16 protein-coding genes are annotated in these 12,733 nt (G+C 63.6%); 6 read left to right on the top strand and 10 right to left on the bottom strand.

Annotated features, from left to right (window positions below; genetic code table 11):
• Window positions 1–202 precede the first annotated feature (202 nt).
• From PC358_RS08660 to PC358_RS08640, 5 genes are all read left to right on the top strand, one after another.
• A complete protein-coding gene (locus tag PC358_RS08660; protein ID WP_033698885.1) occupies window positions 203–604 on the top strand; it encodes a hypothetical protein in 402 nt (133 codons plus the stop codon).
• Window positions 605–753: 149 nt separating this feature from the next.
• Complete coding sequence (locus PC358_RS08655; protein WP_033698884.1) at window positions 754–975, top strand: MbtH family protein; 222 nt, start codon at window positions 754–756, stop codon at window positions 973–975.
• Complete coding sequence (locus PC358_RS08650; RefSeq protein ID WP_033698882.1) at window positions 972–1,691, top strand: thioesterase II family protein; 720 nt, start codon at window positions 972–974, stop codon at window positions 1,689–1,691. The genes PC358_RS08655 and PC358_RS08650 overlap by 4 nt, the downstream gene beginning before the upstream one ends.
• Before the next feature lie 57 nt (window positions 1,692–1,748).
• Window positions 1,749–2,300 carry a hydrolase gene (locus PC358_RS08645; protein ID WP_033698881.1) on the top strand — a complete coding sequence of 184 codons (552 nt, stop codon included), beginning with the start codon at window positions 1,749–1,751 and terminating at the stop codon, window positions 2,298–2,300.
• A gap of 26 nt (window positions 2,301–2,326) precedes the next feature.
• Entirely contained in the window at window positions 2,327–3,379 is a 1,053-nt protein-coding gene (locus tag PC358_RS08640; RefSeq protein WP_033698878.1) for a DUF1615 domain-containing protein, read from the top strand.
• Between the two features lie 52 nt (window positions 3,380–3,431).
• Here the strand turns inward: PC358_RS08640 and PC358_RS08635 are convergent, their stop codons facing one another.
• The 9 genes from PC358_RS08635 to PC358_RS08595 all read right to left on the bottom strand — a co-directional run bounded on the left by PC358_RS08635 (window position 3,432) and on the right by PC358_RS08595 (window position 10,989).
• A complete protein-coding gene (locus PC358_RS08635; protein WP_033698876.1) occupies window positions 3,432–4,301 on the bottom strand; it encodes a metal ABC transporter solute-binding protein, Zn/Mn family in 870 nt (289 codons plus the stop codon).
• Window positions 4,298–5,197 carry a metal ABC transporter permease gene (locus PC358_RS08630; RefSeq protein WP_033698874.1) on the bottom strand — a complete coding sequence of 300 codons (900 nt, stop codon included), beginning with the start codon at window positions 5,195–5,197 and terminating at the stop codon, window positions 4,298–4,300. Before PC358_RS08630 ends, PC358_RS08635 begins: the two co-directional genes overlap by 4 nt.
• Window positions 5,197–5,943, bottom strand: a complete 747-nt coding sequence (locus tag PC358_RS08625; RefSeq protein ID WP_033698873.1) for a metal ABC transporter ATP-binding protein — start codon at window positions 5,941–5,943, stop codon at window positions 5,197–5,199. Before PC358_RS08625 ends, PC358_RS08630 begins: the two co-directional genes overlap by 1 nt.
• Complete coding sequence (locus PC358_RS08620) at window positions 5,940–6,842, bottom strand: metal ABC transporter substrate-binding protein (RefSeq protein WP_033698871.1); 903 nt, start codon at window positions 6,840–6,842, stop codon at window positions 5,940–5,942. Before PC358_RS08620 ends, PC358_RS08625 begins: the two co-directional genes overlap by 4 nt.
• Window positions 6,843–6,858: 16 nt before the next feature.
• A complete protein-coding gene (locus PC358_RS08615; RefSeq protein WP_033698869.1) occupies window positions 6,859–7,428 on the bottom strand; it encodes a DUF6162 family protein in 570 nt (189 codons plus the stop codon).
• 11 nt (window positions 7,429–7,439) lie between these two features.
• Window positions 7,440–7,760 carry a hypothetical protein gene (locus PC358_RS08610; RefSeq protein WP_033698867.1) on the bottom strand — a complete coding sequence of 107 codons (321 nt, stop codon included), beginning with the start codon at window positions 7,758–7,760 and terminating at the stop codon, window positions 7,440–7,442.
• Window positions 7,757–8,296, bottom strand: a complete 540-nt coding sequence (locus PC358_RS08605) for a hypothetical protein (protein WP_033698866.1) — start codon at window positions 8,294–8,296, stop codon at window positions 7,757–7,759. Before PC358_RS08605 ends, PC358_RS08610 begins: the two co-directional genes overlap by 4 nt.
• On the bottom strand, window positions 8,293–9,486 hold the full coding sequence (locus PC358_RS08600) for a PepSY-associated TM helix domain-containing protein (protein ID WP_033698865.1): 1,194 nt from the start codon (window positions 9,484–9,486) through the stop codon (window positions 8,293–8,295). Before PC358_RS08600 ends, PC358_RS08605 begins: the two co-directional genes overlap by 4 nt.
• 168 nt (window positions 9,487–9,654) lie before the next feature.
• Entirely contained in the window at window positions 9,655–10,989 is a 1,335-nt protein-coding gene (locus PC358_RS08595; RefSeq protein WP_033698863.1) for a lysine N(6)-hydroxylase/L-ornithine N(5)-oxygenase family protein, read from the bottom strand.
• Between the two features lie 174 nt (window positions 10,990–11,163).
• Between PC358_RS08595 and PC358_RS08590 the strand changes: the two genes are divergently transcribed.
• Window positions 11,164–11,607 (top strand): hypothetical protein, encoded by a 444-nt coding sequence (locus PC358_RS08590; protein ID WP_033698862.1) that lies wholly within the window; start codon window positions 11,164–11,166, stop codon window positions 11,605–11,607.
• 29 nt (window positions 11,608–11,636) lie between these two features.
• Here PC358_RS08590 and pbpG read toward each other — a convergent pair whose 3' ends face one another.
• Entirely contained in the window at window positions 11,637–12,563 is a 927-nt protein-coding gene (pbpG, locus tag PC358_RS08585; protein WP_033698861.1) for a D-alanyl-D-alanine endopeptidase, read from the bottom strand.
• Window positions 12,564–12,733 lie beyond the last annotated feature (170 nt).

Below are 12,733 nucleotides of genomic sequence, written 5' to 3'. Positions count from 1 at the left end.
GGGCAAAGGGGGTCGCGGGGTGGTGAAAAGTGTTTCTTCGTAGGAATATTAATTTCCTTTAGGCGATTTATAGGCGAAGAGGTGGGTTGCGGTCTAGGGGTTTGTGAAACTTTTTATCCTGGCAGGAAAGTTTTTAAGGCTGCGCCCTCCCTGTCAGGGTGGGTGTACCTGCGAAGAGGCCGGCACGCGCTATGCTTGGCCCATGAGCACAGCACCCAGCCTTCGCCAACCTTGCCCCCCTGGTGCCTGTAACTGCGGCCGCGAGCACCTGGCCGAGCACCCGCCGGCGGCGCAGCGCATCCTCCTGCTTACCCGGCAGGAAGAAAAACGCCTGATCGAGCGGTTGGAAAACCTCAAGGACCTGGATGACCTGCAGCGGCTGCAGCAACGGATGTACGAGAACCTGGGTATTCGTGTGCGCATTGCGCCTGGGTTCAACGAAGTGCGGACCATGCGCGGGATCGTGATCGAGCTGGATGAGCAACCGGGGTTGTGCCGCAAGACCCGGCAGTTGATACCGGCAGCGATTCGGCGGGGGTTGGAGCGTAATCCGCAGGTGGCTTATCGGTTGCTTGATGACCATGACCTGCTGCGGGGGGCTTGAAGCGGGATCGGTGAATTGGCTCACAGGCGCTGCAAGGCCCCCGTCATGCACCCCAAATCCCCTCTAATTTTTCCGCATCGCCCTACGTCTACCTAAGAGCCGCCCTACGCCATACGCGTATCGGCATCTATCACTCAAGGAGACAGGCAATGACTTCCGTTTTCGACCGCGACGATATCCAGTTCCAGGTAGTGGTCAACCACGAAGAGCAATACTCGATCTGGCCCGACTACAAGGCCATCCCCACTGGCTGGCGTGCAGTGGGCAAGAGCGGCCTGAAAAAAGACTGCCTGGCCTACATCGACGAAGTCTGGACCGACATGCGCCCGCTGAGCCTGCGCCAGAAGATGGCCGAAGCCGCAGCGCAGTGACCACGCTGAACCTGCTGTGCCTGCCGTACTCGGGGGCCAGCGCCATGGTCTACAGCCGCTGGCGGCGCAAGCTGCCAGCCTGGCTTCAGGTGCGGCCGGTGGAGCTGCCTGGGCGCGGCGCGCGCATGGGGGAAGCGCTGCAAACCGACATGCAGGCGCTTGCCCGGCAACTGGCAGCCGAACAGCGTTTGGCGGCCAGCGCGCCCTACGCACTGCTTGGCCATAGCCTGGGCGCGTTGCTGGCATTCGAGCTGGCCCACGAGCTGCAGGCGCTGGGTTGTCCGCCGCCGTTGGCGTTGTTTGCCTGCGGCACTGCCGCCCCTACTCGGCGTGAAGACTATGACGGCAAGAACTGGCGCGACCCTAAAAGCGACGATGAGCTGATCAGCGAGTTGCGCGCACTCAACGGTACGCCAGAGGAAGTACTGGGCAACGCCGAGTTAATGAGCCTGACCTTGCCGATTCTGCGTGCCGATTTCTTGCTCTGCGGCCGTTATGCCTATCGTCAGCGGCCTGCGTTGCAGTGCCCGCTGCACGTGCTGGGTGGCGAGGATGACCGAGCCAGCGAGGAGCAACTGCTGGCCTGGCGCAAGGAAACCTTGGGGCACTTTTCGTTGGAGGTGTTCCCCGGCAGCCACTTCTTCATCCACGAACACGAGGACCGCGTACTCGGCCTGCTGGCCGCGTCGCTTGAGCCGCATCGGCTTTCTGCCTGATTGACGTCACCGCTTGCCTGGGGGAGGCTAGGCCTTTTCCCAGGCAAGGGGCAGACAATGCTGATCGATCCACACAAGGCCACGCTGCTGGTCGTCGACATCCAGGATAAACTCATCGGCGCCATGAGCGACCCTGAAGGCACCCGCGCGCGGGCGCGCTGGTTGTTGGCGGCGACTGCCGAGCTGGAGCTGCCCACCGTGGTTTCCGAGCAGTACCCCAAAGGGCTTGGCCATACGTTGGCAGAGCTGATTGCTGCGTCGCCCGCTGCCGAGGTAGTGGAAAAAAGCCATTTTTCCTGTGTGGCCGCCGAGTGCCTGCCGGCCAGCCTGATGGCGCGTGAGCAGGTGATCGTCTGCGGCATGGAAACCCACGTTTGCGTGTTGCAGACCGTGCTCGGCCTGTTGGCGTTGGGCAAGCAGGTGTTCGTGGTCGAGGATGCCTGTGACAGCCGCACGGCCGCCAGCAAGGCTGCAGGCCTGGCGCGCATGCGCGCAGCCGGGGCGCACATCGTGACCCGCGAGATGGTGCTGTTCGAGCTGATGGGCAGTGCCAGCCATCCGCTGTTCCGCCATATCAGCAAGACCTACCTGGTCGGTGAGCAGCCCTGAACGCGCGGTTACTGGCGGCGGGGCTGATGGCCCTGGCGCTGCTGCAAGGCTGTGCCGGGCGCCGTGAAGAAGAACCAGAAGCGGACCCGGCCAAGGTGCGTGCGCAGTTGCTGCGGCTTTTACCCGCTCAGGCCAAGGACCGTGAGGGCTGGGCCAAGGACATTCAGCAGGCCTTCGAAGCCCAGCGGATTGCCCCCAGCAAGAGCAACTTGTGCGCGGTACTGGCGGTGACCGAGCAAGAGTCGACCTTCAATGCCGACCCGCAGGTGCCCAACCTGGGGCGTATCGCCCGTGACGAGATCGACCGCCGCGCCGCGCGCCTGCACATCCCGCGCTTGCTGGTCGATGGTGCACTGAAAACGCCGTCCGGCAACGGCCAAACCTATCAGCAGCGGCTACTTGCGGTACGCAGCGAGAAGCAGCTGAGTGCACTGTTCGATGAAGTCATTGCCCGCCTGCCATTGGGCAAGACCTTGCTGGGCGGGCTCAACCCGGTGCACACCGGCGGGCCGATGCAGGTGAGCATCGAATTTGCCGAACAGCATGCCAAGGGTTACCCCTACACCTACGACGGCACGGTACGCCAGGAAGTGTTCAGCCGGCGTGGGGGCATGTATTTCGGGATTGCCCACCTACTCGGCTACCCGGTGCATTACGACCGCCAGCTGTACCGTTTCGCAGATTTCAACGCAGGCTGGTACGCCAGCCGCAATGCGGCGTTTCAGGCTGCGCTGAGCAAGGTGGCGGGTGCCAACCTGGCCTTGGACGGGGACTTGATTGCCCCAGGCGCGATCATGCCAGGGACCACCGAGCAGGCGGCGCGCAAGCTGGGGGTGAAGCTGGGGTTGCGCAACCCGCAGATTCGCAGCCAGCTGGAATTGGGCGACAGCCTGGCCTTTGAAGACAGCAAGCTGTACAGCGGGGTATTCGCCTTGGCGGATGCAGCGGCGGGCAAGCCGGTGCCGCGTGCGGTACTGCCTGGGATTCAGCTGAAGAGCCCGAAAATTACCCGCAAACTGACCACCGCGTGGTTCGCCGGCAGGGTGGATGAGCGTTATCAGCGGTGCATGAAGCGCTAGCGCTAAAACCTTGTGTAGGAGCGCCCGGCAAGGGCGCTCCTAGCACCAGGCGTCAGCTTTCGGTCAATGCTCCAACCACCTGCTCGACACTGGCCTTCAACCCTGCCACAGCATCATCGGCATCACTCTCCACCACCAACAGCGTCGCCCCAGAGGCCTTGATCACCTCGGCCACTGCGGCATCCGGCTGGCGGTGGTCGAGCACCAGCGCCACATCCTGATTCTTCAGGTTGTCCCCCAGCGCCTTGAGCGCCGCTTCATCCCACTTGCCCTCGGCCGGTAGCGCCTGCTCCACCACATCCAGGTTCAACCCGCTGGCCAGGTACCCCAAGCGCTCGGACAGGCTCACCACCGTAAGGTTGTCGACCTCGGCCAGCTGGGTCTGGCTGTTGGCCGTCAACTCCAGCAACTGGCGCTTGAGGCCTGCCAGGTTGCCTTGGATCTTCGCCTTGTCAGCCGGCGACAAGCGCTCAAGGTCATTGGCCACCACATCGGCCATGCGCCCGAGGTTGGTCGGGTTGAGCCACGGGTACGCGCCGTAGGCATCGTCACCGGTCACTGCAATCCCCGGCAAGGCACCGTCCACCGGCCGCGCCGCATCAATTTCGACGATGCGGATGTTGCTGCGCCGCGCCATCGGGTACAGCGGGTCGTCACGCCAGATCGAGCGTACGCCAATGACGGCGTCTGCCTGTTGCGCGGCCTTCTCCAGGGTGGCGCCGCCGCGGCCACTGAAGTAGGACGGCTGGCGGCTGGCCGGCAGGTTGGCGGGTGCGGCGCGCTTGAGTTGCACCGAGGTACCGTCGAGCAACGCCGTGGCCAGGCTGTGGGTGACGGGCAGGGTGGTCAGCACTTGCGTAGCGAAAGAGAGCGAGGGCAGGCCCGCCAGGGCCAGTGCCAAGGTCAGCTGTTTCAGGTTCATGCCGGGTTTCCTTGCAGGCGTGGAACGAGGGCGCGGGCCAGCGCGGCCAAGGCGAAGCAGATACCGGCCACCAGGATGATTGCCGCGCCCGAGGGCACCGGCAGGTCGTAGACGATTGGCAGCAGAATGCCGAGCAGGGTGCTCAGCGTGGCGATCAGCACCGAAATGAAGAAAAAGCCCTTCAGTGACTGGCTGACCAGGCGTGCGGCCGCCGCCGGTATCACCAGCAGCGCGCCGACCAGAATCGCCCCGATCACCTTCACCGAAGCCACGGTGACCAGCGTTACCAGCACCACGAACAGGTAGTCCAGGGTCTTTACCGCTACCCCGCGCACCGCCGCCAGTTGCGGGTTGAAACTGGCCAGCATGATGCGGTTGTACAGGGGCAAGGCCAGGGCCAGTACCAGCACCGCGACGATACCCAGCACCATAAGGTCCTGGGCACTGACGGTCAGTACCGAGCCGAACAGCACGTTCTCAAGGATATGCACGTTGATCTTGCCCGCCAGCATCAGCAGCAGGCTGGCGCCCAGGGCCAGGGACACCGACAGGAACACGCCGATCAGCGTATCCGGCGACAGCCCGGTGCGGTTGCGCAGGAAGTTGAGCAGGATGCCGAACAGCAGGCAGTAGCCGAACAGGCTGCCGTAGGGGCCGGTATAGGGCTCGCCCAGCAGGATGCCGATAGCCACGCCGGTGAGCGCGGCATGGCCGACCGCCTCGGAGAAGAAGGCAAAGCGCTTGACCACCACCAGGGTGCCCAGGCCGCCCAGCACCGGGCCGATCATCAGGCCGGCCAGCAGGGCATTGACCACGAAGCCGTAGGCCAGTGCCTCGGGCAGGTAGCCGGCGTTGGCCCATTCCTGGACCAGTTGGCGAAATGCTTCAAAACTCATCAGGCAAGGCTCTCGCTGCGCGGGTGAACGGAGAACAGGCTGAGCAGGCGCTCCGGGGTCAGGGCCTGTACCGGTGGGGCGTCGAACAATACCTGGCGGCTCAGGCCGGTGACCCGGTCGGCCAGGCGCAGCACGGCTTGCAGGTCGTGCTCGATCCATAGCACGGTGGTGCCGGACTGGCGCCAACTGTGCAGCAGTTGTTCGAAGACCTGGATGCCCGCTTCATCGAGGGCCGACATGGGTTCATCCAGCACCAGCAGTTGCGGCTCGGGGATCAGGCCCTGGGCCAGTAGCACCCGCTGACGCTCACCGCCAGACAACGCGCCCATGCGCCGTTTGCGCTTGTCGAGCATGCCGACTCGCGCCAAGGCGGCATCGATAGCCGGTTGCACGCGGCGCGACAGCCCCAGAAAGGCCGGCCGGCGCTGGCACATCGCGGCCATGAAATCGTCCACGGTCATCGGCAGGCCCCGGTCGAACTCCAACGCCTGGGGTACATAGCCGATCACCTCAAGGGCGCTGGGCCAGTGCAAAGTCAACTGGCCTTGGTGGGGCATCTGCCCGAGCAGGGTCTTGATCAGCGAACTCTTGCCGCCGCCGTTGGGGCCGACGATCGCATGCACGCTGCCGGCCGCCACGTTGAAGCTGACCTGCTCAAGAATGCGGGTACGCCCGAGGGTCAGGTCGATGCCGGCGAATTCGATGCGCGGGCCACTGGGCGCGTCGAGGTGGGCGGCGGCGGTCATGCGCGGTTCTCCTGGATGGCGCGGACCACGGTATCGAGGTTGCGCTTCATCTCTACCTCGTACTTCTCCTTGGTGTAGTCGCCGTAGGAAATGTGCGTCAGCGGGTACAGGCGCACGCCCGACTCGCGCTGGATGGTTTCGACATAGGCGGACGGGAAGTCCATTTCCGAGAAGATCACCTTGACGTCCAGCGCCTTGAGCTGGTCGATGGTTTTTTTCAGCTGGGCCGGGCTGGGTTCGATGCCATGGGCCGGCTCGACCACCGCTGTGACCTCCAGGCCGAAGTCACGCACCAGGTAGTCGTAGGCCGCATGGATGGTCGCTACGCGGAAGGTGGCGCTGGGTGCTTCGGTGACCTTGGCCAGGGCTTCGGCACGCAGGGCACGCAGGCGCTTGGCATAGGCGCGGGCATTCTGCGTGTAGAGCTTGGCGTTGTCGGGGTCGAGCTTGCCCAGCTCCCGGGCAATGTTGTTGACCTGGGCGATGGTGGTGCTGATCGACAGGAACGTGTGCGGGTTGACCACCTTGCCGGCACCCCGGGCGGCGATACCGGTGGCGGCCAGCAAAGGCACGTTCTGGTTGGCTTCAATGGTGGCGATGCCGGGCTTTTCGCTGGCAGCGATCATGCGGTCGGCGAAATCATCATGGCCGACACCGTTGAGTACCACCACATCTAGCGTACCGATGCGTTTGATGTCTTCGGCCCGCGGTTCGTAGGCATGCGGGTTGAACCCCGCCGGAATCAGCGGCACCACTTCGGCCTTGTCGCCGACAATGTTGCTTACGTAGCTGTAATACGGGTGCAAGGTAATGCCGATGCGCAACGGCTTGCCGTTATCGGCCAGGGCCATTGCCGGCAGGGCAAGGGCCAGAAGCAGGGCGAGGGCGGAGCGGAACATGGGGAAGTCCTTGGGTTCAGTGACGGTGTTCGCGGGTGACCCCGGCGTCGTAGTGGCTGACCACCTGTTGCCAGCCGGCGGCGATCAGGGCGGCGTGGCCCAGGTCATCCGGCGTGACGGCAGCGCTGTCGCGGCGTAGCCAGACATCTGCCTGGCCGCTGCTGTCGCCCGGCAGGATCAGCAGCAGGCTGCCCGCTACCTGCGGGGCCTGGCTGCGGCCCAGGTAGGCGCCGGTTTCCAGCCATGACCACTGGTGGCTACCGCGGCTCTGGCTGCCTGCGTCGACCACGAAGGGTGGCAGGCCTTCGTCGGCCAGGGCTTGCACACTGGGCACGGCGGCGGTTTCTTCACGCAGCAGCTGGATCTCGTCGAAGGCCACGCGCAGGTCGGTGTAAAGCCCCTGTTCAGCGGCGGTGAGGTCGCGGCGGGCGTCGATCTGGTGGCTGGCGATGGCCTGCTCGTCCTCGCGTTCGCCGCGCAGCATCACCACGGTAGCGGCAAGAATCACGATCAGCAGGCTGACCAGCAGCACGTACAGGGTTTCGTGCCCAGCGCCAGCCGGGCGTACGACCTGGGCACGGCTCATGGTAGGCGTGCTCATGGTTGGCCAATGTCGGCGTAGTCGACTTCGACAACGTGCCCAGGGCCGGCATCGAACAGCACGTAGAACTCACCGTCGGGGCGCTTGAAGGTGAGGGTCGAGTCGTCGCCGAGCTTGCCGCCAACCAGCACCTGCTCGTCGTAGCCGATCACATCCAGGGTCACCCCAGGGGCGCCGCTGCCATCCGAGAAGCCGCCGGTGCATTTGACCTGGCCGCTGGCGACCTCTTCGCATTCGCACATCGGGTTGTGTGCCAGGGCGGGGCCGGCGGCCAGCACCAGCAAGGGCAGGGCGAGCTTGCGCATCAGGTGTTTCATTTCTTGCCTCCTTGTTTTTCGAGCCACGCCACGGTGGCGGGCGAAGCCTTGGCCAGTGGCACTGAAGCTTGGTGCATGCTGCCGTCCCAGCCTTCGAGGGTGATCCAGATTTGTGCATCAGGCTGAGTGCGTGGCGGTATCGGCAGGTTGGTGCCCATGCGATACGGTGCGCCGAAGAAGATGGTGCCAGCGGCGCGCAGGCTGCGCGGTTTGCCAATGCGCAGGTAGACCGCCTTGACGTCATTGATGCACGCCTTGCACAGCGAAGCATTGAACGACTTGAAGTGGCCCGCCGGGCCGTCGGCGCGTGGTGCCTCGTCGCGCATTTCGGCCAGGTCCAGGCTGTAGGGGCCGACCTGGATGTCGCTGATCACGTTCACCCCAAGCCCCGCGTCGCCGCGAAACAGCTTGGCGTCGGCGAAGTACTTGGGCATGAACCCCAGCGGGATGAGGATCAGCAGGATGTTCAGGTGAAAGCGCCACTTCAGCCACCACTGTTTGAGCGGGCTGGCGGGCAGGGTCTGGGCCTGGCTCATGGGCGGATCTCCACGGTGGTTTCACGGCTTGCCACGCGTGGCGCACGCTCGCTGCGCTTGAGGGCAGCGGCGGTCGCCTGGGCGGTGCGTTTTGTCCAGATCAGCAGGCCGCTGAATACCATCAGGGTGAGGACCAGGCCGAAGAAGAACCAGATCAGCTTGATCGGTAGGCCGCCAAAGTCGCCGGTGTGCAGGGGGCGCATGGACTCGGTGACAAACTCCAGGGCAGAGCGGTCGCTGATCAAGAACTGGCTGTCGACGGTGCGGGTGTAGGGGTTGACGGCGGCGGACTGGAACATCAGCGGGTACCAGCCGCGGCCACCCAGGGTGACATGGCTGTAGGCAGTAGCAGGCAGTGAGACGGAGCTGATCTCCAGGCCCGGGATCGCCAAGCCGGCGATGCGCGCCGCTTCATCCACATCAATGCGCGGCGCCTGGCTACCATCGGCTGTTTGCGGCACATCCTCACGGGCGATGACCGGCACGATAGGTCGGCTGGAGATGCTGATGTTGTTGTCGAACAGGATCGCCTGGATCAGGAACCAGGTACCGGTAATGGAAATGACCGCAATGAACCAGATCGACCAGACCCCGGCCAGCCGGTGCAGGTCGCCCCAGAAGATACGCGAACCATGGCCGGTGCGGACTGGCTTGAAGAAGCCCTTCCAGAATTTCTTGTAGACCACCAGGCCCGTGACCAGCGAGGCCAGCATCGGCAGGCCGAGGATCGAGACGAGGTACCAACCCCAACTGAAACCATTGGTGAAGGGCACCAGCCACCAGCCATGCAAGGCGCGGGTGAAGCCTTCGAAGTTGAAGTCCGGGCTCTTGCCCTGGATGGCCCCGGTGTAGGGGTTGACGTAGAGCGTTGGGCTGGTGCCGTCAGGGAAGGTCACATCGGCGGTCAGCGCGAAGTGCGAGCCATCCGGCTGCCTGAGCGACTCCACGGCCATGTCCGGCTCGGCCTTGTGCAAAGCGTCGAGCACCTGCTGATAACTCAAGCGTTCGGCATCGCCGTCAGGCTTGCTGGCGCGCACGTCCGAGTTGGCCAGCCAGACGATCTCCTGGCTGACCACGGCGAGCATGCCGGTAAAACAGACGATCAGCACAAAGAACCAGATCGGTAGGGCGAGCCAGCTGTGGACTAGGAACCACAGCTTGGATTTGGATTTTTTCGGTGATTTGGCCATCTGATCGTCTTCTGAAATGTGTAGTCGAGCTTATGCCCAACCTAGAGGGCTGCACCTATAAAGACGAATGAGAATGGAAATCCTGCCGTTTTAAATGCAAGCAAATGTTTCAGGAGGCGTAAGCCGGCCTTCGCGCGAGGCGTCAGGCCGGCTTGAAGAGGCGGGCAATCAGGCGCGGGTCAAGGCGACAGCCGGCTGCGAACGGCCGTTCAGGCGCGACAGGTCCTGGTACAGCGACTGGCCGATTTCGGCAGCGCGGGAGGGCAGCACCGAGAGCAAGGTATCGCTCAGGCCGTGGCTGTTTTCGCAGAAGCCTTGCAGGTAAACCGAGGCCTGCAGGTCTGGGCTGGCCAGGACCCGATAGTTGCGGTCGACGCTGAAGTCGTCCAGGAAGCCCGCCAGCGGCGCCAGCAGGTCGCGGTGCGAGCGACGCTCGTAGCCGGTGGCCAGGATCACCGCGTCATAGCGGTGGGTCTGCTGCTGGCCGGTGGCCAGGTCGCGCAGGGTCAGTTCCAGGCCTTCACGGGTGGCCACCACCGCTTCTACCTGGCGTCGGCACAGCACGTTGTGGCGGAACTGGTGCGCGACCTTCTGGCGATAGAGGATGCCGTAGATGCGCTCGATCAAGTTCAGGTCGACCACCGAGTAGTTGGTGTTGTGGTACTCGCCCAACAGCTTGCTGCGTTGATCGGCCGGCTCGTTGTAGACCAGGTCGGTGTAGCCCGGCGAGAAGATCTCGTTGACGAACGGGCTGTCGTCGGCAGGCTTGAGGGCCGAGCCACGCAGAATCATGTCTACCTTGACCGACGGGTAGCTGTCGTTGAGGTCGATGAACGCCTCGGCGGCGCTCTGGCCGGAGCCGATCACCGCGATGCGCATCGGCTTGCCTTCGGTGCACGGCAGCTTGTTCAGGCTGCTCAGGTATTGGGAGTGGTGGAAGACGCGCGGGTCGTCCTTGAACGCGCCGAATTTTTCCGGGATTTTCGGCGTGCCGCCGCTGCCGACCACCACCGAGCGGGTGCGGCGGCTGTATTCGCGGCCCTGCTGGTCACGCGATACCAGGCGCAGGTGTTCGACCCGGCCGGCATTCACCTCGGGTTCGATGCGCACCACTTCCTCGCCATACACCGCCTGGGTGGCGAAGTGCTCTGCGGCCCAGCGCAGGTAGTCGTTGTACTCCAGGCGGCAGGGGTAGAAGGTGCCGAGGTTGATGAAGTCGGCCAGGCGCTGCTTCTGGTGCAGGTAGTTGACGAAGCTGTAGGGGCTGGTCGGGTTGCGCAGGGAAACCAAGTCCTTGAGGAACGAAATCTGCAGCTCGCTCTGGGTGGCCAGGGTTTCGCCGTGCCAGCGGTAGTCTTTCTGCTTGTCGATGAACAGCGCGTCCAGGGCGTGGCCCTGGGACTGAGCGAGTTCTTCCAGGGCGATGGCCAAGGCCAGGTTGGAAGGGCCGAAGCCCACGCCGATCAGATCTTTGATTGTTTCCTGGTGTGAGGACTGGCTCATGGCTGCGATTCCCTGAATGGTCGAATGTGGACGCCCGCCGGGGCTCCGGCTCCTGCGCAAGTACATTTCTTGGAACGAGCCAGGCAGGGGGGAATTTAAGCGGGCTAAAGAACTGCATGGGGCGGCCGATAGGGGGGTTACGGTAAGGACCTATCTTTCAGGCAGGGAATCGACATGAGCGGGATAACGGCAAGCAACCTGATGATCAACGGCGTCTCGGCGCAGACGCTGAGTGCCAACGCAGCCACCGAACGCGCGCAGGCACAAGAGGCCGGTGAGGCACTGGGGCCCTTGAGCATCAGTAGCGACAGCATGAAGATTGCCGGGGCTGGGCAGGCGCAATCCACGGAGGCTGACAACGGCGACTCGGACACCGTGAAGGAGCTGCGTCAGCTGATCAAGGACCTGCAAAAGCAATTGGTCGAGGAGCAGAAGCAGCTGGCCGCGCTGCAGAACAGCAAGATGGACGAGGCTGCCAAGGCGGCTGCTGTGGGCGCCAAGCAGGCAAGCATTGCCACCCTCAACGGGCAGATCATGGCTGCCACGGCGCAGTTGCTGGAGCTGCTGCAGCAAGAGGGTGGCAGCAGCGCGGGCGGCATGGTCAGCGGCACGGCCTAGCAGGCCGTGCAGCCTTGGGTTATGGCTGGTTACTCGGACGCCAGGCGGCCCTTGACCTGCCGATCGGCCTTGTACTGCATGGCCACTGCTGGCGCTGGCTTGGCTGCCCCGGTTTCCAGCCACTGACGCATGCGGCTGGCATCGGCGAAGTGGGTGTATTTGCCGAACGCATCGAGGATCACCATGGCTACCGGGCGGTTGTCCATTCGGGTCAGCAGCACCAGGCAATGGCCGGCTTCATTGGTGAAGCCGGTCTTGGTCAGCTTGATGTCCCAGTTGCTCTTGTTCACCAGGTGGTCGGTGTTACGGAAGCCCAGGGTGTAATTGGGCTTGCGGAACGCCACAGTCTTCTCGCGGGTGGTCGACAGCTCGCTCAGCATCGGATACTTGCGCGACGCCATCAGCAGCTTGGACAGGTCGCGGGCAGTGGACACGTTCAGCGTCGACAGGCCAGTCGGCTCGACATAGCGGGTATGCGCCATGCCCAGGCTACGCGCCTTGGCATTCATGGCCTTGATGAACGCCGGGTAACCGCCCGGGTAATGGTTGGCCAGGGTGTTGGCGGCGCGGTTCTCCGAAGACATCAACGTGATCAGCAACGTTTCATGGCGGTCGAGCTGGCTGCCCAGGCGCACGCGTGAATACACGCCCTTCATCTCCGGGTTGTTGGCGATGGTCATGGTGAGCATTTCGTTCATCGGCAGCTTGGCGTCCAGCACCACCATCGCCGTCATCAGTTTGGTGACCGAAGCGATAGGGACCACGCGATCGGCATGGCTCGAATACAGTTCCCGATTGGTATTCAGGTCGATCAGCAGCGCGCTGCCAGAGGCCAGGTGCAATTTGGCCGGGTCGCGTTGCACCTGGGTCGGGGGTTGTGCAGCAGCAGTCGACGGGAGGGTCGCGGTACCTGTGAGCAACAGCAGCAGGCTGAGGATAGACAGGGATGTTTTCACGTTGAGGCTCACTAAAGGTTGGTATGTCGTTGGCTGTGCAAGGGTTTTCCCCCAAAAACCGCTGCATTCTGGAGTATGGCTGAATTGCTGTCGAATGCCTTATGACTAAAGGGCGCAACGTGAACGAAATTTAATCCTGTACCCATCCTGTACCCATTACCCTCGTTTCA

The organism is Pseudomonas capeferrum (genome assembly GCF_000731675.1).
Classification (GTDB): Bacteria; Pseudomonadota; Gammaproteobacteria; order Pseudomonadales; family Pseudomonadaceae; genus Aquipseudomonas; species Aquipseudomonas capeferrum.
Note: the sequence above shows the minus strand (reverse complement) of the source record. Positions and strands in the feature narration are given on the sequence as shown.